Source organism: Mesorhizobium sp. B3-1-7, from assembly GCF_006439385.1.
Classification (GTDB): domain Bacteria; phylum Pseudomonadota; class Alphaproteobacteria; order Rhizobiales; family Rhizobiaceae; genus Mesorhizobium.
Genome location: NZ_VFTL01000005.1, coordinates 160,112 through 184,991, shown reverse-complemented (window position 1 = coordinate 184,991; position 24,880 = coordinate 160,112). Strand labels below are relative to the sequence as shown.

General features: G+C 63.2%; 27 protein-coding genes and 2 pseudogenes. 12 read left to right on the top strand and 17 right to left on the bottom strand.

The window, feature by feature from the left end:
• The first annotated feature begins 25 nt into the window (after window positions 1-25).
• On the top strand, window positions 26-1,597 hold the full coding sequence (locus FJ417_RS06270) for a GMC family oxidoreductase (RefSeq protein ID WP_140642922.1): 1,572 nt from the start codon (window positions 26-28) through the stop codon (window positions 1,595-1,597).
• Window positions 1,598-1,655: 58 nt separating this feature from the next.
• Here the strand turns inward: FJ417_RS06270 and FJ417_RS06265 are convergent, their stop codons facing one another.
• Window positions 1,656-2,039: a hypothetical protein gene (locus FJ417_RS06265; RefSeq protein WP_140642919.1), complete on the bottom strand. Its 384-nt coding sequence runs from the start codon at window positions 2,037-2,039 to the stop codon at window positions 1,656-1,658.
• A 307-nt stretch (window positions 2,040-2,346) separates the two neighbouring features.
• On the opposite strand from FJ417_RS06265, the gene urtA reads away from it, so the two are divergent.
• The 6 genes from urtA to FJ417_RS06235 all read left to right on the top strand — a co-directional run bounded on the left by urtA (window position 2,347) and on the right by FJ417_RS06235 (window position 8,725).
• Entirely contained in the window at window positions 2,347-3,657 is a 1,311-nt protein-coding gene (gene urtA / locus FJ417_RS06260) for an urea ABC transporter substrate-binding protein (protein WP_140782861.1), read from the top strand.
• A gap of 137 nt (window positions 3,658-3,794) precedes the next feature.
• Entirely contained in the window at window positions 3,795-5,411 is a 1,617-nt protein-coding gene (urtB, locus tag FJ417_RS06255; protein WP_140782860.1) for an urea ABC transporter permease subunit UrtB, read from the top strand.
• Window positions 5,408-6,631, top strand: coding sequence for an urea ABC transporter permease subunit UrtC (urtC, locus tag FJ417_RS06250; RefSeq protein WP_140782859.1), 1,224 nt, complete (start codon window positions 5,408-5,410; stop codon window positions 6,629-6,631). Before urtB ends, urtC begins: the two co-directional genes overlap by 4 nt.
• Window positions 6,632-6,638: 7 nt before the next feature.
• Complete coding sequence (gene urtD / locus FJ417_RS06245) at window positions 6,639-7,385, top strand: urea ABC transporter ATP-binding protein UrtD (RefSeq protein WP_140642910.1); 747 nt, start codon at window positions 6,639-6,641, stop codon at window positions 7,383-7,385.
• A 71-nt stretch (window positions 7,386-7,456) separates the two neighbouring features.
• Window positions 7,457-8,152: an urea ABC transporter ATP-binding subunit UrtE gene (gene urtE, locus FJ417_RS06240; RefSeq protein WP_140642909.1), complete on the top strand. Its 696-nt coding sequence runs from the start codon at window positions 7,457-7,459 to the stop codon at window positions 8,150-8,152.
• Between the two features lie 396 nt (window positions 8,153-8,548).
• Window positions 8,549-8,725 (top strand): hypothetical protein, encoded by a 177-nt coding sequence (locus FJ417_RS06235; protein ID WP_095765283.1) that lies wholly within the window; start codon window positions 8,549-8,551, stop codon window positions 8,723-8,725.
• A 44-nt stretch (window positions 8,726-8,769) separates the two neighbouring features.
• On the opposite strand, the gene FJ417_RS06230 is transcribed toward FJ417_RS06235, so the two are convergent.
• Window positions 8,770-9,807, bottom strand: a complete 1,038-nt coding sequence (locus tag FJ417_RS06230; protein WP_140782858.1) for a DUF1254 domain-containing protein — start codon at window positions 9,805-9,807, stop codon at window positions 8,770-8,772.
• A 110-nt stretch (window positions 9,808-9,917) separates the two neighbouring features.
• Between FJ417_RS06230 and FJ417_RS06225 the strand changes: the two genes are divergently transcribed.
• Window positions 9,918-10,817, top strand: a complete 900-nt coding sequence (locus FJ417_RS06225; protein ID WP_140782857.1) for a LysR family transcriptional regulator — start codon at window positions 9,918-9,920, stop codon at window positions 10,815-10,817.
• Window positions 10,818-10,837: 20 nt separating this feature from the next.
• Here the strand turns inward: FJ417_RS06225 and FJ417_RS06220 are convergent, their stop codons facing one another.
• The 11 genes and pseudogenes from FJ417_RS06220 to FJ417_RS06175 form a co-directional block, all read right to left on the bottom strand.
• Window positions 10,838-11,989 (bottom strand): GGDEF domain-containing protein, encoded by a 1,152-nt coding sequence (locus FJ417_RS06220; protein WP_140642902.1) that lies wholly within the window; start codon window positions 11,987-11,989, stop codon window positions 10,838-10,840.
• Between the two features lie 104 nt (window positions 11,990-12,093).
• Window positions 12,094-12,351, bottom strand: a complete 258-nt coding sequence (locus FJ417_RS06215; protein ID WP_140642900.1) for a hypothetical protein — start codon at window positions 12,349-12,351, stop codon at window positions 12,094-12,096.
• A 216-nt stretch (window positions 12,352-12,567) separates the two neighbouring features.
• On the bottom strand, window positions 12,568-13,371 hold the full coding sequence (locus FJ417_RS06210; RefSeq protein WP_140642898.1) for a DUF72 domain-containing protein: 804 nt from the start codon (window positions 13,369-13,371) through the stop codon (window positions 12,568-12,570).
• A gap of 26 nt (window positions 13,372-13,397) precedes the next feature.
• Window positions 13,398-13,856: a GNAT family N-acetyltransferase gene (locus FJ417_RS06205; protein ID WP_140642895.1), complete on the bottom strand. Its 459-nt coding sequence runs from the start codon at window positions 13,854-13,856 to the stop codon at window positions 13,398-13,400.
• Window positions 13,853-14,263, bottom strand: coding sequence for a DUF302 domain-containing protein (locus tag FJ417_RS06200; RefSeq protein ID WP_140642892.1), 411 nt, complete (start codon window positions 14,261-14,263; stop codon window positions 13,853-13,855). The genes FJ417_RS06205 and FJ417_RS06200 overlap by 4 nt, the downstream gene beginning before the upstream one ends.
• Complete coding sequence (gene uvrA / locus FJ417_RS06195) at window positions 14,263-17,184, bottom strand: excinuclease ABC subunit UvrA (RefSeq protein ID WP_140782856.1); 2,922 nt, start codon at window positions 17,182-17,184, stop codon at window positions 14,263-14,265. The genes FJ417_RS06200 and uvrA overlap by 1 nt, the downstream gene beginning before the upstream one ends.
• Window positions 17,185-17,978: 794 nt before the next feature.
• Complete coding sequence (locus tag FJ417_RS06190) at window positions 17,979-18,260, bottom strand: hypothetical protein (RefSeq protein WP_140782890.1); 282 nt, start codon at window positions 18,258-18,260, stop codon at window positions 17,979-17,981.
• Between the two features lie 76 nt (window positions 18,261-18,336).
• Window positions 18,337-18,939: an ATP-dependent Clp protease proteolytic subunit gene (locus tag FJ417_RS33470; RefSeq protein WP_140642887.1), complete on the bottom strand. Its 603-nt coding sequence runs from the start codon at window positions 18,937-18,939 to the stop codon at window positions 18,337-18,339.
• A 123-nt stretch (window positions 18,940-19,062) separates the two neighbouring features.
• A pseudogene (locus FJ417_RS33780) lies at window positions 19,063-19,431 on the bottom strand (SRPBCC domain-containing protein); the annotation flags it as partial.
• On the bottom strand, window positions 19,428-19,742 hold the full coding sequence (locus FJ417_RS06180) for a metalloregulator ArsR/SmtB family transcription factor (RefSeq protein ID WP_140782854.1): 315 nt from the start codon (window positions 19,740-19,742) through the stop codon (window positions 19,428-19,430). The gene FJ417_RS06180 and the pseudogene FJ417_RS33780, both read right to left, overlap by 4 nt.
• A 44-nt stretch (window positions 19,743-19,786) precedes the next feature.
• Complete coding sequence (locus FJ417_RS06175) at window positions 19,787-20,167, bottom strand: cupin domain-containing protein (protein ID WP_246677190.1); 381 nt, start codon at window positions 20,165-20,167, stop codon at window positions 19,787-19,789.
• Window positions 20,168-20,361: 194 nt separating this feature from the next.
• Here FJ417_RS06175 and FJ417_RS06170 point away from each other — a divergent pair, with 194 nt between their 5' ends.
• The 3 genes from FJ417_RS06170 to FJ417_RS06160 are packed head-to-tail and all read left to right on the top strand — an operon-like array spanning window position 20,362 to window position 21,775.
• On the top strand, window positions 20,362-20,880 hold the full coding sequence (locus FJ417_RS06170) for a single-stranded DNA-binding protein (RefSeq protein ID WP_140642880.1): 519 nt from the start codon (window positions 20,362-20,364) through the stop codon (window positions 20,878-20,880).
• A 34-nt stretch (window positions 20,881-20,914) separates the two neighbouring features.
• On the top strand, window positions 20,915-21,313 hold the full coding sequence (locus FJ417_RS06165; protein ID WP_140782853.1) for a DUF2306 domain-containing protein: 399 nt from the start codon (window positions 20,915-20,917) through the stop codon (window positions 21,311-21,313).
• A gap of 30 nt (window positions 21,314-21,343) precedes the next feature.
• Window positions 21,344-21,775, top strand: a complete 432-nt coding sequence (locus FJ417_RS06160; RefSeq protein WP_140782852.1) for an OsmC family protein — start codon at window positions 21,344-21,346, stop codon at window positions 21,773-21,775.
• 64 nt (window positions 21,776-21,839) lie between these two features.
• Here the strand turns inward: FJ417_RS06160 and FJ417_RS06155 are convergent, their stop codons facing one another.
• From FJ417_RS06155 to FJ417_RS06145, 3 genes are all read right to left on the bottom strand, one after another.
• Window positions 21,840-22,469 (bottom strand): MarC family protein, encoded by a 630-nt coding sequence (locus tag FJ417_RS06155; protein WP_140642873.1) that lies wholly within the window; start codon window positions 22,467-22,469, stop codon window positions 21,840-21,842.
• 94 nt (window positions 22,470-22,563) lie between these two features.
• Complete coding sequence (locus tag FJ417_RS06150; RefSeq protein WP_140782851.1) at window positions 22,564-22,941, bottom strand: VOC family protein; 378 nt, start codon at window positions 22,939-22,941, stop codon at window positions 22,564-22,566.
• Window positions 22,942-22,973: 32 nt separating this feature from the next.
• A complete protein-coding gene (locus FJ417_RS06145) occupies window positions 22,974-23,504 on the bottom strand; it encodes a hypothetical protein (protein WP_140782850.1) in 531 nt (176 codons plus the stop codon).
• Between the two features lie 85 nt (window positions 23,505-23,589).
• Between FJ417_RS06145 and FJ417_RS06140 the strand changes: the two genes are divergently transcribed.
• On the top strand, window positions 23,590-24,417 hold the full coding sequence (locus FJ417_RS06140; RefSeq protein ID WP_140782849.1) for an AraC family transcriptional regulator: 828 nt from the start codon (window positions 23,590-23,592) through the stop codon (window positions 24,415-24,417).
• A 28-nt stretch (window positions 24,418-24,445) separates the two neighbouring features.
• Here the strand turns inward: FJ417_RS06140 and FJ417_RS06135 are convergent.
• Window positions 24,446-24,634: pseudogene (locus FJ417_RS06135) on the bottom strand (chromosome partitioning protein ParB); the annotation flags it as partial.
• Window positions 24,635-24,880 lie beyond the last annotated feature (246 nt).

Here is a 24,880-nt window from a genome sequence, read left to right as displayed (position 1 = left end):
TCGACAGATTTCATGGGAGGAAACCATGGCAGCATCATTTGATCTCAAGAACGACGGCGTGGTCGTCATCATCGGCTCCGGCGCCGGCGGCGGCACGCTCGGCAACGAACTTGCGCAGAAAGGCATCGACGTCGTCATCCTCGAGGCGGGCGCCCGCCACGAATATGAGGACTTCATCAATGACGAGTGGGATTCCTTTGCCCAGCTTGCCTGGAAGGACAAGCGCACCACCTCTGGCGACTGGCGGGTCGCCAAGGATTTCCCGAACCTGCCGGCCTGGATCGTCAAGTCGGTTGGCGGCTCGACGACGCACTGGGCGGGCGCCTCGCTGCGCTTCCAGGAACATGAGTTCAAAACGGCCTCGACCTACGGCAAGGTCAAGGGCGCGAACCTGCTGGACTGGCCGGTGACGCTGGCCGAGATGGAGCCTTATTACGCCAAGGCCGAAGCCAAGATGGGCGTGACAGGCACCAACAACTGGCCGCGGCTGCCCGGCAACAACAACTTCAAGGTGCTCAAGGCCGGCGCCGACAAGCTCGGCTACAAGGAGTGCCACACCGGCAACATGGCCATCAATTCGGTGGAGCGCGACGACCGCAACTCCTGCCAGCAGACCGGCTTCTGCTTCCAGGGCTGCAAATGGGGCGCCAAATGGTCGACGCTCTACACCGAAATCCCGAAGGGCGAGGCGACCGGGCATCTGGAGGTCCGGCCGAACTCGATGGCGATCAAAATCAACCACGACGCTTCAGGCAAGGTGACCGGCGTCGTCTATGCCGACAAGGACGGCAAGCTGCAGGAGCAGAAGGCCCGAATCGTCGCGGTCGCCGGCAATTCGATCGAGAGCCCGCGCCTGCTGCTCAATTCGGAATCGTCCAAATTCCCGCATGGGCTTGCCAACTCATCCGGGCAGGTGGGCAAGAACTACATGCGCCACACCACCGGCTCGGTCTATGCCATCTTCGACAAGCCGGTGCACATGTATCGCGGTACAACCATGGCCGGCATCATCCGCGACGAGGCGCGCCACGATCCCTCGCGCGGCTTCGTCGGCGGCTATGAGATGGAGACCTTGTCGCTTGGCCTGCCATTCATGGCGGCCTTCCTCAACCCCGGCGGCTGGGGTCGATCCTTCACCACCGCGCTCGACCATTACGACCATATGGCGGGCCTGTGGATCGTCGGCGAGGACATGCCGCGCGAGGAGAACCGCATCACGCTGCACAAGGATGAGAAGGACGAGCACGGCATGCCGATCGCCGACGTCCATTTCGACGACCATCCGAACGACGAGGCAATGCGTGACCATGCCTACAAGCAAGGCCAGGCGCTCTACGCCGCGGTCGGCGCAACGCGGACCTTCCCGACACCGCCTTATCCGTCGACCCACAATCTCGGCACCAACCGAATGAGCGAGAAGCCGGAGGATGGCGTCGTCAACAAGCACGGCCAGTCGCACGATATCAAGAATCTGTTCGTTTCCGACGGCAGCCAGTTCACCAGCGGTGCCGCGGAGAACCCGACGCTGACCATCGTGACGCTGGCGATCCGCCAGGCCGACTACATCGCAGCCCAGATGTCGGCAAAGACCATCTGACCTCCCGACTGCCTGCTGGCGCGGGACCCGTGAGGGTTCCGCGCCTTTTTTATGCGGGCTATCTTCTGGTGCAGGTCGAGGCCGTGAAGGCACCGTCCTGCTGCTTCATGATGATGTCGAAGGAGGGACCGCTTGGGTCGTCCAGCGTCGCCTGGGTCATGGAGATCGAATTGCCGCCGCTGGTGTAGCCGCCGAGCGGACCAAGCCAGGTGATCTCGCCATTGGGATTCATCTGGTAGTTATAGGTTCCCGAAGCGCCAAAGGTCACTGGGCCACTATAGACATTGCCCTTGATGGTGATGTCGCCGAGATTGAGGAACAGGCCGAGCAGGTAGACCTCGCAGTGATAGGCGCCGTCCGGCAACTTGCCATCGGTGAAATCGGCGCGAGCGCCGCCGGCGGCGGAGACAAGAAGCAGGAAACTCAGGATCGTTCGGGCCATGACGTCGCTCGTTTGCGCGGCGACCTTGCCCCATTTTGCCATAGGCCCGCAACAGGGCTGATCAGCCTGGCTTTGCCTTCATGGTGAAAGTTTAGGCATTTTTTACATTTGGGCAAAATCTAGGCAGCATTGCGTAAACTTTTCTCAAGCCGCTGCATTGCAGCGGATGCGAAAAGTTTCCCGGCTACCCGATAACCGCCTGTAATCTCTTCGTTATCCTGAAATTCCGTCGAGCGCATTCCTGTCTGGCACGTCGCTTGCACGGTGTATGTTGCGATGCAAACAATCACGCTTGGGAGTGTGTCATATGAGGGGTAACTTCGCGAAAATTACAAAAATCTTGTCGGCGGGCGTCGTCGCTGCCGGCCTGCTGGCCTCGGCTTCCGCCAAGGCGGCTGAAGACACGATCAAGGTCGGCATTCTCCACTCGCTGTCGGGGACCATGGCGATCTCGGAAACGACGCTGAAGGACGTCATGCTGATGCTCATCGACGAGCAGAATGCAAAGGGCGGCCTGCTCGGCAAGAAGCTCGAGGCTGTCGTCGTCGATCCGGCGTCCAACTGGCCGCTCTTCGCCGAAAAGGCGCGCGAGCTGATTTCCAAGGACAAGGTCGCGGCCGTGTTCGGCTGCTGGACCTCGGTGTCGCGCAAATCGGTGCTGCCGGTGTTCTCGGAACTCGACAACATCCTGTTCTACCCGGTCCAGTATGAGGGCGAGGAGAGCGAGCGCAACGTCTTCTACACGGGTGCGGCGCCGAACCAGCAGGCCATCCCGGCTGTCGATTACCTGATGAGCGCCGATGGCGGTTCGGTGAAGCGCTGGGTGCTCGAAGGCACCGACTACGTCTATCCACGCACCACCAACAAGATCCTCGAAGCCTATCTGAAAGCGAAGGGCGTGCCGGCCGAGGACATCATGGTCAACTACACGCCGTTCGGCTTCTCCGACTGGCAGACCGAGGTTTCGGCGATCAAGAAATTCGGCTCGGCCGGCAAGAAGACCGCCGTCGTCTCGACCGTCAACGGCGATGCCAACGTGCCGTTCTACAAGGAGCTCGGCAACCAGGGCATCAAGGCCGAGGACATTCCGGTCATGGCCTTCTCCGTCGGCGAGGAAGAACTGGCCGGTCTCGACACCGCGCCGCTCGTCGGCCATCTCGCCGCCTGGAACTATTTCGAAAGCGTCGACACGCCCGAGAACAAGAAGTTCATCGACGACTGGCACAAGTTCATCAAGAACGACAAGCGCACCACGAACGACCCGATGGAAGCCCACTACATCGGCTTCAACATGTGGGTGAAGGCGGTCGAGAAGGCCGGCACCACCGATCCGGACAAGGTCATCGACGCCATGGTCGGCGTGTCGGTGCCGAACCTGACCGGCGGCTATTCGACGATGATGCCCAACCACCACATCACCAAGCCGGTGCTGATCGGCGAAATCCAGGCCGACGGCCAGTTCGAGACCGTCTCGCAAACGCCTGGCCTGGTGATGGGTGACGAGTGGTCCGACTACCTGCCGGACTCCAAGGACCTGATCTCCGATTGGCGTGCGCCGCTCAGCTGCGGCAACTTCAACGTCAAGACCGGCAAGTGCGGCGGCAAGGGTACCAACTGATCCCGGTTCGGACCTAGGTCCGTGTCCTCCCGGACCGGGTCGCGGAGTGGCCCCGCGACCCGAGACCGCAGCCCGGGCGGGCCAGTCTCTCCGGCCCGCCCGGGCAGAACTTTCAACCATGCGAGACTGCTGAGGCGATGATCCTGTTGCGCTTACTTGGCCTGACGTTGCTGCTGGCGGTGGCAAGCCTGCTGCCGTCAAGCGCGGCCGAGACCGATCTTCGCGCCGTGATCGCCAAATTCGCGACTGCCACCAATTTCTCCGCCACCGAAGCGGTTGTGCACGAGCTTGCCGCCAGCGGCGATCCCGCCGTCGAACGCGCGCTCTCGGCGCTTGCCGACGGCAATCTCTACATCCGCAAAACCGACTCCCAGATCTTCGTCGGCAAAGAGACAGGCGACGCCGTCGAGTTGATCGATCCGCTAAGCGGCGAAAAGGCGACCGAAGCCGCCAAGGCCGACCTCACCAAGATCAAGGTCAACAATGGCTTGCGCCGGGTCATCCGCGATGCGCTGGGCACGCTGACGCTGCGCGCCAGGGACGCGAGCGTGCGCCTCGCCGCGGCGATGACGATGTTCAAGACGCCAGACGCGGCGAACATCGAGCCGCTCGATGCCGCGATCGCCGCCGAAACCAATCCCGCCGTTAAGACGATGTTCGATGAAGCGCACGCCGCGTCCATCCTGGTCTCGGATAAGCCGGAGGCGGACAAGCTCGCGGCGATCTCGGTGATCGCGACCCGCGGCGACCGCGACGCGCTCTCGCTGCTCACCTCCGTCGAGGCCAATGCGCAAGGTGCGGTCAAGGACGCGGCAACGGCTGCCATCGGCCGCATCAATTCGACGCTGGCGCTGTGGGATGCCGGGCAGAACATCTGGTACGGCATCTCGCTCGGGTCGGTGCTGCTGCTCGCCGCGATCGGGCTCGCCATCACCTTCGGCGTCATGGGCGTCATCAACATGGCGCATGGCGAGATGGTGATGCTCGGCGCCTACACCACTTTCGTCGTCCAGCAGGTGATCCGCACCTCCTTCCCCGACCTGTTCGACTGGTCGCTGGTGATCGCGCTGCCGCTCGCCTTTCTCGTCGCCGCGCTGGTCGGCCTCGCCATCGAGCGCGGCATCATCCGCTTCCTCTACGGCCGGCCGCTGGAAACGCTTTTGGCCACCTGGGGCGTCTCGCTGATCCTGCAGCAGGCGGTGCGAACCATCTTCGGCCCGACCAACCAGGAGGTCGGCAATCCGTCCTGGATGTCGGGTTCGTTCGATATCGGCCAACTGGCGATCACCTGGAACCGGCTGTGGATCCTGGTGTTCGCGCTGCTGGTGTTCGGCGTGCTGCTCTATGTCATGAAGCGCACGTCCTGGGGGCTGCAGATGCGCGCCGTCACCGCCAACCGGCGCATGGCCGCCTCGATGGGCATCAAGACGCCATGGGTCGACGCGCTGACCTTCGCGCTGGGCTCGGGCATCGCGGGCATTGCCGGCGTGGCGCTCAGCCAGATCGACAATGTCTCGCCCAATCTCGGCCGCGGCTACATCATCGACAGTTTCATGGTCGTGGTCTTCGGCGGCGTCGGCAATCTGTGGGGCACGCTGGTCGGCGCCTTCTCGCTCGGCATCGTCAACAAGTTCCTCGAGCCCTATGCCGGCGCGGTGCTCGGCAAGATCGTCGTCCTGGTGCTGATCATCCTGTTCATCCAAAAACGTCCGCGCGGCCTGTTCGCGCTGAAGGGCAGGGCGGTGGAAGCATGATCGTGAAGCGCTTCTTTTCGGCCGACCGCCGCATCGCCGTCACGATCCTGGCGCTGCTCGCCGCAGCCATCGTCGTGCCGCTGCTCAACCTGGCGGTCTCGCCGCAAAGCGCCTTCTACATCCCGCCCTACATCGTGGCGCTGGTCGGCAAATACCTCTGCTACGCGCTGCTTGCGCTCGCGCTCGACCTGGTCTGGGGCTATTGCGGCATTCTTTCGCTCGGCCACGGCGCCTTCTTCGCGCTCGGCGGCTATGCGATGGGCATGTATCTGATGCGACAGATCGGTTCGCGCGGCGTTTACGGCAATCCGATCCTGCCGGATTTCATGGTGTTCCTGAACTACAAGGAGCTGCCCTGGTTCTGGCACGGCTTCGATCATTTCTGGTTTGCGGCGCTCATGGTGCTGGCGGTACCGGGCCTGCTTGCCTTCGTCTTCGGCTGGTTCGCCTTCCGCAGCCGCGTCACCGGCGTCTATCTGTCGATCATCACCCAGGCGATGACCTATGCGCTGCTGCTCGCCTTCTTCCGCAACGACATGGGCTTCGGCGGCAACAACGGCCTGACCGATTTCAAGGACATGCTCGGCTTCAGCGTGCAGGCCGACGCGACGCGCTCGGCGCTGTTTGCGGCGAGCGCCGTCACGCTTGCGCTCGCCGTCTTCGTGACGGCGACGATCGTTCGCTCCAAATACGGCAAGCTGCTGATGGCCGTGCGTGACGCCGAGAGCCGCACCCGCTTCCTCGGCTGGCGGGCCGAGAACGTCAAGCTCTTCGCCTTCATCGTCTCGGCCATCATGGCCGGCATCGCCGGCGCGCTCTACGTGCCGCAGGTCGGCATCATCAATCCCGGCGAGTTCGAGCCGTCCAACTCGATCGAGGTGGTGATCTGGACCGCCGTCGGCGGGCGCGGCACCATCGTCGGCCCGATCATCGGCGCGCTGTTGGTCAACGCCGGCAAATCCTGGTTCACCGGCGTGATGCCGGAATTCTGGCTGTTCGCCCTGGGCGGGCTGTTCGTCGCCGTCACGCTGCTTTTGCCCAAGGGCATCGTCGGCATGTGGGACGGCTGGCGCGGCAGAGCGAAGGCGCTGCGCGCGGCTTCGCTTGCGGCGGAAGCCGGCGCCGATCCGCAGGCGCCCGAACCGAAGATCGTGCGCTCGGCGGCGACGACACCGGGCGCCTGGTCGGCCACCGGCCCCGAGCCGCAGCCGGCGGAGTGAGCGATCCATGAGCAAGTCCAACACCATCCTTTATCTCGACGGCGTGTCGGTCTCCTTCGACGGTTTTCGCGCCATCAACAATCTGTCGCTGGTGCTCGACAAGGGCGAGATGCGAGCGATCATCGGGCCCAATGGTGCCGGCAAGACGACGATGATGGACATCGTCACCGGCAAGACACGGCCCGACGAAGGCGAAGTGTTCTTCGACGGTCAGGTCGATCTCACCCGGCATGACGAGGCCGAGATCGCCATGATGGGCATCGGCCGTAAATTCCAGAAGCCGACCGTCTTCGAAAGCCACAGCGTCGAGGACAATCTCATGCTGGCGCTGAAGGGGCCGCGTTCGATCTTCCCGGCGCTGTTCCACCGCCGCTCGACAGCCGAGACACGGCGCGTCGACGACATACTCGGCATCATCCGTCTCGGCGACAAGCGCGACGAGTTCGCCGCCAATCTGAGCCACGGCCAGAAGCAATGGCTGGAGATCGGCATGCTCTTGGCGCAGGACCCGAAGCTTCTCCTCGTCGATGAACCGGTCGCCGGCATGACCGATGCCGAGACCGAGGAGACCGCTCGCCTGCTCAAGGATATCGCCCGCGACCATTCGGTGGTGGTCGTCGAGCACGACATGCATTTCGTGCGCGAGCTCGGCGTCAAGGTGACCTGCCTGCACGAAGGCTCGGTGCTGTCGGAAGGCACGCTCGATTTCGTTTCGGCGGACGAGCGCGTCGTCGAAGTCTATCTGGGGCGGTGAAGGATGATCTGGCGGGTTCCGTTCCATCGTTTCGATTTCGCTTTTTTGAAGCGCTGGACAAGGGGCTGACCATGCTCGAAGTCTCCAATGCCACGCTGCATTACGGCGCCGCCCAGGCGCTGCGCGGCGTTTCGCTGAAGGCAGGTGCCGGCAAGATCACTTGCGTGCTCGGCCGCAACGGCGTCGGCAAGACCAGTTTGATGAGATCGATCGTCGGCCATCACCGGCTGACGAGCGGAAGCGTTGCCTTCGAGGGGAAGGCGCTCGACCGGAGCGCGGCGTATGATCGCGCCCGGTCGGGCATCGCATTCGTGCCGCAGGGCAGGGAGGTTTTTCCGCTGCTGACGGTGCGCGAGAACCTGGAATCCGGTTTCGCGCCGCTCAGGCGTGCAGACCGTAGTGTTCCGGCACATGTCTTCGAGCTGTTCCCGGTCTTGAAGCAGATGCTGTCGCGCCGCGGCGGCGACCTTTCCGGCGGGCAGCAGCAGCAACTCGCCATAGGCCGGGCGCTGGTGATGCGGCCCAAGCTCTTGGTGCTCGATGAGCCCACCGAAGGCATCCAGCCTTCGATCATAAAGGATATCGGCCGCGCCATCCGGTATCTCCGCGACCAGGCGGGGATCGCCGTGCTTCTGGTCGAGCAATATCTCGACTTCTGCCGGGAGCTTGCCGACGAGGTCAACATCATGGATCGCGGCCAGATCGTGCATACCGGTCCGGCCGAGGACCTCGACCGGGCGGATGTGCGGAAGTTCCTGACAGTGTAGCGCCGGTCGTCATCCTTTAGCGAAGCAGCGACGCCGCGCACCGATGCCGGATGATGCGGTGGTGCAGAATAATAGCCGTTCAACCTCGCTCCCACCGTCCTACGTTTTTGCACCGTTGGTGACGCTTCGAAGTAACGGAATGGATCCTCAGGTCTTCGCTCCGCTTCGCGTCACTATGCCCAAGGATGACGAAGTGTTCGACGGCTTTGGTGCGTCGAATACCGCATGCTAATCTTTTCTTGGCCTTGGTGAGTCGGCCGCTTTCCGTATCAGTCGCGAATGAGGGGGAAGGCGCGCGGACACCGCCCGCAAGTTCCACGCAAGCAAGCCTGCTTAGCTTTCCCCGCAGTGATTGTCGGTCAACGCGTCCAAAAAGAATCTTGCCAGGGGACGGCGATGGAACGTTTTGTCGAGGACTACCAAAAGCGGCGTCTCACCGAGCGCGTCGATATCATGACCGCGATCAACATCCTGATGTCGCAAGGCTATGACGAGGATCATCTCCTGGATGAGATCACCAAGGTTTTCTACGTCGATCTCGACGCCTTCAACGAAGTGATCTCACACCATTGACGGCTTGCGTTCAATCTCGACTGCAGATGCAACGAGTGCCAACCTCAACTCTCAGGTCGCGCCAACGGAAATAACCACCTGCCATCGATGATTTCTGCCCGCGGTCGAAAGAGGCGCACCGTGTAGTTCCAACCGGGTGTGATCGGCAGACAATTCAGGACCTGGCCGTCGCACCCGCCGAACTGGATGCTGACGGCACCGTCAGCCCCTTTTTTCGCGGTGAGGCTGTTCACCGAATAGGCGTTATCCTTGTTGGGCTGGAGATAGCCTTCCTTGTTGTAGACGGTGAGTGACCAGAAGCCGTCGACAGGCACTTCCCCAACCGTCAATTTGTGGATCGTGGCGCCGTCGTTCCGCGCAGGCGTCGTCGGAAGATAGAGAGAGTCCTTCTCGGGAGCTCCGCCCCAAAGCATGGCGCTTCCGATCAGATGCTTGACGGGGTCGACCTGATCTTCACTGGCGCCAAACATGCGGCGCGTGTCGGAAACTGTCGTTCCCAACTGCAAGAGCGCCGCCTGCACTTTCTTGAGGCTTGCCTCGTCCCAGTTGGGGACGTCGAACGTGCCTGTCCCCTCCTGAGAGAATTGCACCGCATCCTGCAGCGCGTGAACCTGTTCGATATCCGCCTTGTTCGTGTAGTTGACAAGGAAACGCACGACGGCAATCGCATAGCGAGTGCCGATCGTATCCCGGGTTAGCTTGTAACTGCCGGCATCGTAGAAAGTGGCCCGGGTGTATTGATCTTCATTGACGACCTGTAGCCCCATGAAGCGCCTGCCTGGGTCCGGCAGCGTAATGGTCGCCGGCCCGGCGTCGAGATCGACAATCACAAACGAGTACAGCGTGTCGCGGTTGGGGCGAACGATGCCTTGCTGCACGGGAGGGGCGAGCTCGCGGCCATGCCGGAATTTCCCGAAGCCGCCGCTCTTGACCACCCCGGCGAAATAAACATCGGTCTGCGCGCGGTTGTAGTTTTCGAATGTGACGGCTTGGGCTGTCGAAGGACTTGCCTGTGCCGACGTGACGGAACTCGCTAGCAACAATGACATGCCTATCAAAATCCTGATGCCGGCCTTCTTCATAGTGCCCTCCGGGTCGGAATCTTACGATCCCGGGTTTGCTACGCCGGCCAGATGTGGAAGTGAACAGTCAGCCTTGACAGCCATCCTATCAAATATGGTAGGCCTGCCGCATGGATTTGAACGCTACGCGGATGTTTGTTGCGGTCGTCCAGGCGGGCAGCCTGTCGGCGGCAGCGACTCGTCTCGGAATGCCCCTTCCAACACTGAGCCGCCGTGTCCGGGAACTGGAGCGGCAGCTCAACGTGCAGTTGTTGGCCCGCTCGGCACGCGGCACCAGACTGACTGACGCTGGCATGAGGCTGTACGAGCACGCCGCTCGCGGTGTCGAGGCATTGCTGGAGGCAGAGCAGGCTGTGGTGAGCGACCAGGCCCAGTTGAGAGGACGTTTGCGGCTGTCTTTTCCGCCGACGGTCCAGCCATGGTGGGATTTGCTCACCGCCTTCCAGCATCGCTATCCGGACATACAGATCTATGTCTACTCAACCGAACGTCGGCTGGACCTGATCGAGGACGGTATCGATATTTCCCTACGGGTCGGCGCGATCGTTCACGAGGGCATGGTGGCGCGACAGATGATGTCCGTCCGCAATATTCTCGTCGCCAGCCCAAAGTTGGTCGAGCGTTTCGGTATGCCGGCCGATCCCGATGCGCTTCATCGCTTGCCGTGCGCGGTGTGGGCCTCGCGCGTCGATACTCCTGTCCGCTGGCAATTGGGCGACCATGTCATTGAACCGAACGCGATTCTGTCCACCAATGACTATCACCACCTGTTTAGTCGTGCGCTCGGCGGCGATGTTGTGACAGAGTTGCCGCCGTTCCTGGCGGCCGCGCCCATTCGCGAGAAGCGCCTGGTGAGGCTGCTACAGCAGTATCCCTTGCCTGAGTGGTCAATCAATCTGCTGTATCCGCCACAGCGCCACCGATCGACTATCGTCAGGGCATATCTCGACTTCTGCCAGAGCTACCTCCCGAAGATCGTGCAAGCCTGCGAGATCGATGCCGACGAATAGGTAACGGTTGCGAGCGACAGCTAGCCCGCGCGGCGCAGTGCTGCTGCGAGCACGCGGTTGCGGCCGTCTCGCTTGGCGGCATAGAGCGCCTTGTCGGCGGCCCTGAGCACTTTGTCGAAGTTCATGCCGTCCGTACTGCCGAAGGCGAAGCCGGCGCTGACCGTGCAGCGCAATGGGCCGGTCTCTGTCTCCACCGTGCGCGCGGCGAAGGCGGCCCTGACACGTTCGGCCGTCGCCTCGGCTGTCTCGGGCAAGGTGCGCCTCAACACCATGGCGAATTCCTCGCCGCCCATGCGGGCAACCGAGTCGCTCGGGCGCAGATCGGCGGAGAGCACTTCGGCAAAGACCTTCAGCACCTCGTCTCCCGCAGCGTGACCGAACTGGTCGTTGACCGCCTTGAAGCCGTCGAGGTCAAACACCACCACAGCCGTGAAAGCGCCGACGGGTGTCTTGCCGTGAAGGTCGAACAACGCGCGGCGGTTGAGCAGCCCGGTCAAGGCATCGGTCTGCGCCTCGCGCTGATGATGGCGGGCTAGCCGCCCCTGGTTGAGCGCCAGAGACAATGCGCCGATGCCGGTCATGGAGGCGATGACGATGACAAGGCTCAGATCCTCCGCCCAATTGCTCGGCGCATGGCCGAGGACGAGCTTGCCGTCCCATGCCAGCACGGCCGCGCACAGCACGAAGGATGCGGCCGTCAGCGAATAGAGCAGCGCCACGCCGATGAGGTGGACGGGGGCCTCCGCGCGACTCCGCCAATATTGATACGCGGTGCCGAACAGCAGCAGCGCGGCCAGGGCGTTTTCCAGCATGAAGCCCAGCCCGTCATAGCCGATCGCCATGGGCGGCAAGGCGAGAGCATAGGAAATGCCGACGCCAAGCGCGATAAACGGCAAGGGCGAGCGTCTTGTCCTGAATTGATGGGCAGCGCCAAGCATCACGGAGAAGCAGAGCAGCAGCAGCGCCAGCGTCAGCACGCCAAGGGCCGTTCCGGGTCTCTCAATATAAGCCTCGTAGGCAAAGACCTCGGCCACGACGACCAGCACGCTGATCGCCCAAGTCAGCAGGAATTTGTCGGAACGGGCGGTCAGCCATGTTCCGAACAGTGTGAGGCTGAGGCAGGCTGCGGAGAAGCCGACGGCCAGCAGCAATGAATTGTAGTCGAGAAGCATGCACTCGCCCTTGCCGCCGCCGGGTCTCTGCAACCTGTCGTGCGTGCATTAGTGCGGCAAGGAAGTATCGATTACGTTACGATAGCGGTGAAGATGCCATTAATTCAGAAGACCGCCACCAACAATAGCAGGATGATGCCGACCCCCATCATCAGCAGACCCGGCCAGTTCTGTGAGAGGCCGAGGAAACCGAGGCCGCGCCGGCGTGGCTCAAGCGTCGGGCCAGGCGTTGTGAGGTTTGGCATCGGGCGATCCGAGGCTGCAGGTGCCGGATCGCTAAGTTTCCCGCGCCTCAGGACCGCACCCGCCATGTACACAATGCCGGCGACAATGAGCAATGCCCCGATGAGGATGACAGCCATATCACCTCGCTTTCTTCGGGCTCTCCCGATGCCGGAGCCCGGGCCATTGTTCCGCGACGCTCAACCGCTATGGAAACCTGCTCCCGGCGAGAAAGGCAAAACGGTCAAGACGCCCCGTAAGTTCCGACGAAGCTGCCGGAGGCAAGGCGCAGCCGACGCCAGGCAGGCAGGATCCGATGCTCAAACAAAAGGATATGGCCGCAGTGAAGGCTCGCCTCAATCGGTGATCCGCTTCATCAGAGCCATGGCGCCGAATGGCGCGCGCACCTTGCCCTCGGTGATGAAGTAGGCGAACACGTCGCGCGGCTTGACCGGAGCATCGGTCTTGGGATCGGCGCGCGGCAGGTCGGCGGGTTGCTTGCCTTGTGCCCATGTCTTCACCCGTCCCGCCCATTCGTCCAGGCCTTTCGGCGTGTAGCAGTCGGGGTTGTCGTCGCTGCCGGTCTGCAGCCGCGCATAGACGAAGTCGCCGGTGACATCGGCGATCGCCGGATATTTCGCGTGGTCGGCATAGACGATCGCGGCGTTGTACTTGCGCGCCAGCGCCGGGAACTCGGGCACGATGAAGCTGTCGTTGCGCACTTCGAGCGCATGGCGAAGCACCACGCCGTCCTGCTTTTCCGGCAGAAGCTTGAGAAAGGCCTCGAAGTCATCGGCGTCGAATTTCTTGGTCGGCGCGAACTGCCACAGGATTGGGCCGAGCTTGTCGCCGAGCGCGGCGACGCCGGAGCCGAGGAAGCGCATCATCGACTCTCCCGCCTCGCCAAGCACGCGGCGGTTGGTGACGAAGCGGTTGCCCTTGAGCGAGAAGACGAAGCCGTCCGGCGCGTCGTTGGCCCACTTGACGAAAGTCGGTTCCTTGAAGCTGGAATAGTAGGTGCCGTTGACCTCGATGCTCGGCACTTGGCGGCTGGCATAGTGCAACTGCTTGGCCTTGGCGAGCTTCTCCGGATAGAAGGAGGTATCCCAGGGCTCAAAAGTCCAGCCGCCCATGCCGGAGCGGATCTTTCCTTGGCTCATCGTCTTCCTCCTCCGTTGAAATGCGATCAGGCCGCTCGGTCGACCGGCTTCACCATATCGACCAGGATCCATCCTGATCGGTACGGGTTGGCCCGGCGACCCGTTTCGCGATAGCCGTAGGCCGCATAGAGCGCGATGTTCCGCTCCATGCGCGAATTGGTGTAGAGCCGCACCTCCGGCACGCCCCATGACCGCGCCTGCTCGTCGGCGAAAGCCAGCAGTGCAATGCCGAGCTTCCGGCCCTGGAAAGCTGACGCGACGGCGACGCTGAAGATCATGGCGTGGTCGGGATGACGCTCGATGACGATCAATCCGGCGAGCTGTGAGCCTTCTTCCAGCAGCCAGACCTCGCCGCGCTCGATGCGCGGCGCATAATCCTCGGTGACCGGGACCGGCGGTCCGCCGAAGATGGGCGTGTAAGGCGCATAGGCCTCGGCGGTTAGCGCGACGACGGCGGCGAGATCGTCGGGGCGGGCCAGTCTCATGATTGGTCCACTCCGGCAGCGGCCGCGACAACCTTTTTCATGCTTGCCGCAATCGTCGCAACGGCGTCGCGGCTGGCGTCGCCGAGGCCATGGCGCTCCGCCAGCCACTGCGCGTCGTTGTAGGACAGCCAGACCTTGCCCTGCTCGTCCTCCCAGGCCAGCGCCTTGATCGGCAGGTCGATGCCGGCTGTTTGCTTGTCCTGCATCAACGGCGTGCCGCCTTTGGGATGGCCGAAAATCAGCAATTCGGTTGGACGCAGCGGCGCACCGATCTCATGCGCGCCGGCGGCATGGTCGATCCGTGCGAAGACGCGCAATCCGGCGCGCGTGATGGTTTCAACGAGCCTATCGATCGTCTCTGTGACGCCGAAGCGGCTTTCGACGGAGACGAGACCGTTGTTCGTCATCACTCGGCCGCTTCGCGCTTGCCTCCGGGACGGCGCTCCAGAAGCTCCTTCAGGAACTGCCCGGTGTAGCTGCGCTTTTCGCGCACGATCGCTTCCGGGGTGCCCGACGCCACCAGCTCGCCGCCCCCGTCGCCGCCCTCGGGGCCGAGATCGAGCACCCAGTCGGCGGTCTTGATCACCTCGAGATTGTGCTCGATCACCACCACCGTGTTGCCCTGGTCGACCAGTTCGTGCAGCACTTCGAGCAGCTTCGCGACGTCGTGGAAGTGCAGGCCGGTGGTCGGCTCGTCGAGGATGTAGAGCGTCTTGCCGGTCGCCTTGCGCGACAATTCCTTGGCGAGCTTGATGCGCTGCGCCTCGCCGCCCGACAAAGTCGTCGCCTGCTGGCCGATATGGATGTAGCCGAGGCCGACCTGCTTCAGCGTCTCCAGCTTGTCGCGCACGCCCGGCACCGCCGAGAAGAAATCGACGCCTTCCTCGACCGTCATGTCGAGCACGTCGGCGATCGACTTGCCCTTGAACAGGACGTCGAGCGTCTCGCGGTTGTAGCGCTTGCCGTGGCAGACGTCGCAGGTGACATAGACATCGGGCAGGAAGTGCATCTCGATCTTGATGACGCCGTCGCCCTGGCAGGCCTCGCAGCGGCCGCCCTTGACGTTGAAGGAGAAGCGGCCCGGCTGGTAGCCGCGCGCCTTGGCTTCGGGCAGGCCCGCGAACCAGTCGCGGATCGGCGTGAAGGCGCCGGTATAGGTCGCCGGGTTGGAACGCGGCGTGCGGCCGATCGGCGACTGGTCGATGTCGATGACCTTGTCGAGGAATTCTAGCCCCTCGATGCGGTCATGCTCGGCCGGATGCTCGCGCGAGCCCATGATGCGGCGCGAGGCCGCCTTGAACAGGGTCTCGATCAGGAAGGTCGACTTGCCGCCGCCCGACACGCCGGTGACCGCGGTGAAGGTGCCGAGCGGGATTTCCGCCGTCACATTCTTCAGATTGTTGCCGCGCGCGCCGACAACCTTGATGCGCCGGTTTTTCTTCGCTTCGCGCCGCACGCCAGGCGTCGCCACTTCGAGCGCACCCGACAGATATTTGCCGGTGATCGAATTGGGATTGGCCATCACCTGCTGCGGCGTTCCCTGAGCAATGATCTCGCCGCCATGGATGCCGGCGGCGGGGCCCATGTCCACGACGTAGTCGGCATGCAGGATGGCGTCCTCGTCATGCTCGACCACGATCACCGTATTGCCGATATCGCGCAGATGCTTCAGCGTTTCGAGCAAGCGTGAATTGTCGCGCTGGTGCAGGCCGATCGACGGCTCGTCCAGCACATAGAGCACGCCTGTCAGGCCGGAGCCGATCTGGGAGGCCAGCCGGATGCGCTGGCTCTCGCCGCCCGACAGCGTGCCGGAATTGCGCGACAGCGTCAGATAGTCGAGGCCGACATCATTGAGGAAACGCAGCCGCTCGCGGATTTCCTTGAGCACGCGGACCGCGATCTCGTTCTGCTTGTCGTTGAGCTCACCCGGCAGATCGGTGAACCATTGATCGGCCTTGCGGATCGACTGCTCCGTGACCTCGCCGATATGTTTGCCGCCGATCTTCACCGCCAGCGCTTCAGGCTTCAGCCGGTAGCCGTTGCAGGCCGGGCAGGGGGTGGCCGACATGAAGCGCTCGATCTCCTCGCGCATCCAGGCCGATTCCGTTTCCTTCCAGCGCCGGTCGAGATTGGGGATGACGCCCTCGAAAGTCTTGGTCGTCTTATAGGAGCGCAACCCGTCGTCATACTGGAAGGTGATCTCGCGCTCGCCCGTGCCGCGCAGCACGGCTTCCTGCGCCTCCGTGCTCAGGTCCTTGAACTTGTCGCCGAGCTTGAAGCCATAAGCCTTGCCCAGCGCTTCCAGCGTCTGCGCGTAATAGGGCGAGGTCGACTTCGCCCACGGGCTGATGGCGCCGTCGCGCAGCGAAATGTTCTCGTCCGGCACCACGAGGTTGGGATCGATGGCGCGCTGGCTGCCGAGGCCATCGCAGGTCGGGCAGGCGCCGAACGGGTTGTTGAAGGAGAACAGCCTCGGCTCGATCTCCGGAATGGTGAAGCCGGATACCGGACAGGCAAACTTCTCCGAGAACAGGATGCGCTCATGCGTCTCGTTCTTCGACTTGTTGACGGAATCCTCGCCGGTCAAGCTGGCGTCGAGCGGCCGGTCGGCGAACTCGGCCACGGCAAGGCCCTCGGCAAGCTTCAGCGCGGTCTCCATCGAATCCGCAAGCCGGGTTGCCAGATCGCCGCGCACGACGATGCGGTCAACGACGACGTCGATGTCGTGCTTGTACTTCTTGTCCAGCGCCGGCACGTCGGCGATCTCGTAGAAGACGCCGTCGACCTTGACGCGCTGGAAGCCCTTCTTCTGCAGCTCAAGCAGTTCCTTGCGGTACTCGCCCTTGCGGCCGCGCACGATCGGCGCCAGCAGGAACAGGCGCGTGCCTTCGTCGAGCGCGAGCACGCGGTCGACCATCTGGCTGACCGTCTGGCTCTCGATCGGCAGGCCGGTGGCCGGCGAATAGGGAATGCCGACACGCGCGAACAGCAGGCGCATGTAGTCATAGATTTCGGTGACCGTGCCGACCGTCGAGCGAGGGTTCTTCGAGGTGGTCTTCTGCTCGATCGAGATGGCCGGCGACAGGCCGTCGATCTGGTCGACGTCCGGCTTCTGCATCATCTCCAGGAACTGGCGGGCATAGGCCGACAGGCTCTCGACATAGCGGCGCTGGCCCTCGGCATAGATGGTGTCGAAGGCGAGCGACGACTTGCCGGAGCCCGACAGTCCGGTCATCACGATCAGGCTGTCGCGCGGCAGGTCGAGATCGACGTTCTTGAGATTGTGTTCGCGCGCCCCGCGAATGGAAAGGTATTTATGGTCGGCCATCGCCGGTCGCCGCCTCAAGTCTGGAATGTGGTGGATTGGCGGGTTTTCCCCGGCCATCCCTTATGTAGGTGGTTTCGCCGCCAAGTCGAGTGACGCCACACATCTCGACAACAAGCGTTTAACCGCCTTTCGCGCGAGCGGGCAAGCGGAAAGAACAAAGGCCGAACACGCTCCTGACAAAACTGTGGAAACAGAGCGCGCCTGCGCCGCGTCCGAACCGGTTCACGAAGGCGCTCGACTTACCTGGACGTAACCTCCGCGATCACATTTTTCGGTAACCGGCTATTCAACGGTTGACGTGTCGGACTGGGGGGAGCAGTCTCGAAAGCGTCAACGAAGCCGGCCGTCTTTCGATGGCCTCGCCGCCCAACTGGCGGCCTGCGAGACGCCGCAGGCGATAGCGATTAGCGCTTCGAACGACATTGTCGCAACGGACCCAGGAGCGGAGCATGACGCCACCGGACAGTCCTTTGAGGCTCCACACGGAGATGGAGCCGCGGCGGGCATAAGTGCCAGGGCAGACTTGAAACGCCAGCCCGACAAACCGTGACTTGCCGATTCCCTACAATTAGAGACGATAGTCGGATCGTCGGTTGAAGCCGCGTTGCATCCGAAACAGAACGCCGGCAGTCCACTCCCGGCTAAAGTTGGATTTCAGATCCATGAAGCCCCATCCATCTGCGCAGCAGGGATGGGGCTTACATTTTTGCGCTCTTGCGTTCTTTGGCCTGCGCCACAGGCGCCGACTGTGCTGAGGGCACCACCCAATCCGACAAATTTCCGGGGCAGGACGCTCAGTGGTTCGGCAGCTTCATGCCGCCCGTGGCCATATCGATGGTTATGCTGCCGCCGATCCTGACATCGGTGTTGCCGATCCTGAACGAGCCGTCGTTGCCGGCCGGCAGGGCGTCGTCGGGTTCCGGTTGCTGCGCCGGCTTGGCGATACGGTAGTCGCCGCTGACGCCGGGCAGCTTCTGCGATGAGCTGTAGTCGGCAACCGCGGCACCGGCCGTCAGCGCGCCGGCAAGCGCGGCGGCGGCAACGCACAAATGTCTGGTTTGCAACAGCTTGGGCATGCCCGAACTATAGAGGCGCGGCTGGAGCGAAGCCAGACGCAGGGCGATCAATTTGCCGCGCGTCCGCCCCGCGATATCAGGCAGCTTTCTTGCGCGTGTCGTAGACGTGGTCGACGAGACCCCAGTCCTTGGCTTCCGCGGCGCTCATGAAATAGTCGCGGTCGAGGGTGCGCTCGACCTCCTCATAGGTCCTGCCGCAATGCTTGGCGTAGAGCTCGGTCATATGCTGCTTGGTGCGCACGATGTCCTCGGCATGGCGCTGGATGTCGGAAGCCTGGCCCTGGAAGCCGCCAAGCGGCTGATGCAGCACGATGCGGGTGTTGGGCAGCGCGATGCGCCGTCCCGGGTTGCCGGCCATCAAAAGGAAGGAGCCCATCGAGGCGGCAAAACCCATGCACACCGTCGACACCGGGCAGGAGATGTATTGCATGGTGTCGTAGATGGCGAAGCCGCTGGTCACCATGCCGCCGGGCGAGTTGATGTAGATCGAGATCTCCTTGTCGGGATGATCGGATTCCAGCGACAGGAGCTGCGCGCAGACCAGCGCCGAGACGCTGTCATTGATCTCGCCATTGATGAAGACGATGCGCTCGCGCAGCAGCCGCGAAAATATGTCGAAGGCGCGTTCGCCGCGGCTCGACTGCTCGATCACCATCGGCACCAGATTGGCAATGCTCATCGCTTTTCTCCTCGATCTGATCAGGCCGCGCAGCATCATGCAGGGCGCATTGGCGGCGATTGGATTTTTGCGCGCATCGAGCGAAAGCCCGCAGCCGGCCCCCGAGATGGCGACGAGAGGCTGCGCTGCCCGTGCGAAGCCGTCATGGACGATGCTGAGATGCGTGCCGCCGGAAGCGGTGCGCGCCAGCGTGAAGGTGACGATGCTGTCGAAGGCCGGGAGTTCGCCATCGTCCACGCCAGGCCGCTCGCGCCACGAATAGCGCAGCAGCCTGCCGGGCTCGGCCTCGAGCACCTCGCATTCGATCGGCGCATCCGGGCCGGCAAAGGCGAAGCGGCTGCCGGCTTCCGCCTTCATGTCGTTCGGCATCATCCAGGCGGCGAGCAGCTCCGGCTCGGTCAGTGCCCGCCAGACTTTTTCCGGCGGCTCGGGGAGGTCGCATTCGAAGCTGAGCGGCGCCTCGGCCGCTGTCGGGTTCCCTGCTTTGGTCATTGGTCCATTCCCTTCAGAACGGTCTTCAACTTCTCGATGCGTTCCGGCCAGAAGGCGCGGTAGCGTTCGATCCAGCCGAGCAGCGGGTCGAGCCCTTGCGGATCGGCGCGGTAATAGGCGTTGCGGCCGGCGCGCCGCTCGACCACCAGGCCGGCGACGCGCAGCACGGCAAGATGCTGCGAGACCGCCGGCTGCGACACGCTCATGCCGGCGCGCAGTTCGCTCACGCTCATCTCGCCGGCGGTCAGCCGCTCGTAGACGGCGCGTCGCGTCGGGTCGGCCAGGGCGCGGAAAATCTCTGCTTCGATCATGATAGAAGCATAAGTCGATACTTATTGATTTGGCAAGTGTTGTTTTAAGATGTCCAGCGTCTCACCGGCGCCGCGGCTCCGTCGAAGCTTGCCTCGAACACCGGCGATGCGAGCACGGCTTGGATGTGAAGCGTGCCGGAACCGACGTTTCGAAAGCCATGTTTGCAGTGCGCGGGAATGATCAGCGAGTGCCCGGCCGTGAGCACGGCGCGTCGGTCGTCGATCCACATTTCGGCTTCGCCGGCAATCACCGTCAGCACTTCCTCGACCGTGTGCGCGTGCGTCGGCGCGCCGGTACCTGATCCGACCCACTGCTCGAATATACAAAGGCCGGTCGCGCCATTGACGGCGGCAACATGCATGCGGGTTTCGACTCCGGCTCGCCACGTTTCGCGCGGCTGATCCTCATGCGAAACAATGTTCATTCCGATGTCCCCCTTGTTTCCTGCGCAGGAATACTACCTGTTGCTGACATTCCTTGACAGAGGCTGCGGCCAGGACTAGAACGAAAAGAGAACAAAAACCTTGTGGGAAAAGCCAGCCGGTGCGGGCGGCGGCGACCCACAGGCTGTAAGGTGAGCGACTTAAAATTTGTTTCGGATGAGCGCGGAGAAGTAAGATGGCGGGTAGCGTCAACAAGGTCATTCTGGTCGGCAATCTCGGAGCGGATCCTGAAATCCGCCGCCTGAATTCCGGTGATCCGGTCGTCAACATTCGCATCGCCACGTCGGAAAGCTGGCGCGACAAGAACTCGGGCGAGCGTAAGGAAAAGACAGAGTGGCATAACGTCGTCATTTTCAACGACCAGCTCGCCAAGGTGGCCGAGCAGTATCTGAAGAAGGGCATGAAGGTCTATGTCGAGGGCCAACTGCAAACCCGCAAATGGCAAGACCAGACCGGTGCCGACAAATACACGACCGAGGTCGTGCTGCAGAAATTCCGGGGCGAGTTGCAAATGCTCGACGCGCGCGGCGAGGGCGGCGGCGGCCAGGTCGGCAACTATTCCGGCGGCGGCAGCAGCCGTGGCTCGGATTTCGGCCAGTCCGGTCCGAATGAAGGTCGTGGCGGCGGTGGCGGTTCCAGGGGCGGCGGTGGCGGCGGCTCGTCGCGCGAGCTGGACGACGAGATCCCGTTCTAAGCGTCTCGAAACGGTCGTCTGAAGGGAAGGCGCGATGTCGCTCGGACCGCTTCTGTCGGCGCCTCCTCCCATTCCATGGCATGCATTCGCGGCCTTCGCCGCGCTCGCCGTGGGCGGCGCCCAGCTGGCGCTGCCCAAGGGCAATACGCGGCACCGGGTGATGGGTTATGCCTGGGTGGCGCTGATGCTGGTCATCGCCATATCCAGTTTCTGGATCCAGCAAATCCGGCTCATCGGCCCGTTCAGTCCGATCCATCTGTTGTCGATCCTGGTGCTGGTCACCGTGCCGCTGGCGGCTTGGTATGCGCACACGCATAAGGTGACCGCACATCGCGGCGCCATGATCAAGCTCTATCTGTTCGCGCTGGTCGGCGCCGGCATCTTCACGCTGCTGCCTGGCCGGATCATGCACGCCGTCGTGTTCGGCCAGTAGGGCGGCAGGAACCTCGTAAGGAAGATCAACGTGAAAGCACGCGTCAAATGGGTCGAGGAACGGACCTTCGTCGGCGAATCCGGCAGCGGCCATAAGGTCGTGCTGGGCACCGCGCACGGGCCTGATGGCAAGACGCCGGGACCGAGCCCGATGGAGCTGGTGCTGATCGGTACCGGCGGCTGCTCGGCCTATGACGTCGTGCACATCCTCGAGAAAGGACGCGAGGCGGTCGAGGATTGCGTGGTCGAGCTCGCCGCCGACCGGGCCGAGGCCGATCCAAAAGTGTTCACGCGCATCCACATGCATTTCATCGTCAAGGGCCGCGCCCTGTCGCACGACAAGGTGAAACGCGCGATCGACCTGTCGATCGAGAAATACTGCTCGGCCAGCGCCATGATGGCGAAGACGGCGACCATCACGCATGATTTTGAAGTGGTCGAAACGGCGGCAGTAGGGCAGTAGGCAGTAGGCAGTAGGCAGTAGGCAGTAGGCAGTAGGCAGTAGGCAGTAGGCAGTAGGGTACTGCTCAAGCGGCCATCAGCGCCCTGACGCCGTCGGCCACGAACTGCACCGCCAAGGCCGCCAGGATGACACCCAGAAGCCTGGTCAGGATCGAGCGGCCGGTCTGGCCGAGGATGCGGTCGATGCGTTCCGACAGCACGAACACCAGATAGGTGATGACGAGACAGAGGAAGATGATGCTGACCAGCGCTGCCTGGGCGGCAAAGCCCTCGAAATGTCCCGATAAGAGCACGGTTGCCGAAATGGCGCCGGGGCCGGCGATCAGCGGGATCGCCAGCGGGAAGGCGGCGATGTTGTGGATCATGTCCTTGGTGATGGCGACGTCGCCGATCTTTTCCTTGCGGTCCTGGCGGCGCTCGAAAACCATCTCGAAGGCGATGAAGAACAAGAGAAAACCGCCGGCGACGCGGAAGGCCGGCAGCGTGATGCCGAACACCGACAGGATCGAGGCGCCGGCGATCGCAAACAGCGCCATGACCAGGAAGCCAATCACCGAAGCGCGCACCGAGACCTGCTGACGCTCCTCGCGGTTCATGCCGCGCGTCACGGCGAGGAAGAGCGGCGCCAGCCCCGGCGGGTCGATGGTCACCAGGATGGTGACGAAGGCGTTGAACAGGCTGTCGAAACTCGGCATCGCTGGTCCCCTCCCGCCGGGCGAAGCCCAGACTCTGCAATTGGTAGAGCAAAGCCCAGGCGCTGGAAACAGCGCGGAAGGGGAAAACAGCCGGCTATTCGGGCCTGCCGCAAAAGGCTTCCAGGCGGTAGCCGTCCGGGTCGATAACGAAGGCGGCGTAGTAGTTGTCCCCATAGGCCGCCCGGAGTCCGGGCGCGCCGTTGTCCTTGCCGCCTTCATGCAATGCCGCGGCGTGAAAGGCGTCGACGCTGGCGCGCGTCGACGCCGAGAAACAGAAATGCAAGCCAGACTCCGCTTCGGCCGGAACCGGCCGTTCGGCGTCGTTCACCCAAAGCTGGACTGTTTGGGCGCCATAACCGAGGGAGCCGGGCGACTGGCTGAGACAGGAATAACCGAGCGGCTCGAGCGCGGCATCGTAGAAGCGTTTCGAAGCGCCGGCGTCGCGGACACCGATCGAGACATGGTCAAGCATTGTTTCCTCCATGATTACAATTGGTTGATCGCTCAGGCTGGAGTCTTGCGGCGGGCCAGGAATTCGACCTCCATGCGCCAGGTCGCGCCGCGGTCTTGCGAGCGTTCGCCGAGCCAGCGGAACGAGTTCCCGGTGATGCGCGAAAAGCTCCAGCGCACCGACGCGCCGGTGCCGTCGGCGCCGACCTGGACGATGGTGTCGTCCTCGGCGCGGCCGAGCTGCCGGCTGTAATACTGGTTGCGCGGATCGCTCCAGAAGATGTGCCAGGCGTCGGCACCGGGATCGTAGACGCGCAACGTCGTGCCGTAGAAGGTCCATGGTCCGAGCGACGGAGAGGGGCCGGCGTCGCGCGCAGGCAGGATCCAGACGTCCTGCACGGCCCTGCCTTCGAGAACCCAGCCGAAATGCACCTCGCCGCGCCCGGTGAGCCTGGTGCCATCCTCGAGGATGCGTGTGGCGTCGAAGGTCCAGGCGCCGATGAAGCGGCCATAGAGCTTCAGCTTTTCAGCGAGATCCGGGGTGGGGCCGTCGCTGTGCAGGGCCTCGGCAAAGGGATCGGTCATTGTTGCTGCCTCGTTTGTCAGGAGAGGGCGAGCAATAGCGGCATGCCTGGGTTCTTCGCTTGGGAAAAATTGCTATCCTTCAGCCATGACCACCGCGCAGAAAACTCTGGCTTGCGGACATGGCTGGCAGGTGTCCGACGTGATCTGCACGGCAGTCGCCGGCGACAGGCCGTTCGAGGAAGAGCATCGGAGCTTCTGCGTCGCCGCGGTGACCAGGGGCACGTTCCGCTATCGCACGAGCCAGGGCACGGCGATGCTGGCGCCGGGCGCCATCCTGCTCGGCAATCCCGGCGCCTGCTACGAATGCGGGCATGAGCACGGCGCCGGCGACCGCTGCCTCTCCTTCCATTTCTCGCCGGCCTATCTGGAGCGCGTCGTGGCCGAACTGCCGGGCGCGAAGCGACTGGGCTTCGCCGATCCGCGCCTGCCGCCCTTGCCGGCGCTGGCGCCGCTACTGGCCGAGGCGGAGGCGGCGCGAGAAACCGGTGACGACGGAGCGTTCGAGGAACTCGGCCTGCGCATGGCCGGCGCGGTTGCCGCGGCTGCGACAGACTCCTCCGGACCTACCCGGATACCCAGCCGTCGCGACCAGAAACGCGTTGCCGAGGCGGTGCGGCTGATCGAGCTCAATGCCGAACGGCCGCTGTCGCTGACCGAGCTTGCCGACGGCACGGCGACCAGCCCGTTTCATTTCTTGCGCATTTTCCGGCACGTTGCCGGCATGACGCCCTACCAGTTCCTGCTGAGGACGAGGTTGCACCGCGCCGCGGTGCAACTGCGCACGTCAAATGCCGCGATCTCGACGATCGCTTTCGGCGCCGGTTTCAACGATCTGTCGACCTTCAACCGCCGGTTCCGGCGCGAGATGGGGGAAGCTCCCGGCGCCTATCGCGCCCGCCGCGCGGGCCGATGAGGTCTGTCGCTGTCAGCCGGATTTATTGTCAGTCCGATGTCGGGCCGCGCCAGCCCGGCAGGTAATCCGCGTCCTTACCTTTGGCCAGAACGAGCGCTTGCTTCATCGCCTTGTCGAAGTTCTTGGCAACCGCGTTGCGGTCGATGCGCCGACGCAGGAAATCCGCCCCGATGAATTCGCTGAAAGGCGTCGTGTCCTTGGCAAAGCCGCCGAGGCGTGCCGTCACCATCTGCTCGGGAATGGCGATCGCGGCCAGCGTGATGCCGGCCGCCAGATCGCCGTTGAGGTCCCTGACACTCCAGCCGCTCAGCGCCCCGCAAAGGCAACCAGGAGGCCAGGTTCATTGCGCTTGCGGTTTTTGCGATCCATCGCCGACCTTGCCGCACGACGGCGAAAACGACTGTGGCCATATCGTCGCAATCAGCGGTATCCATTTGAAATTACCATCAAAATTGTCTCTGGA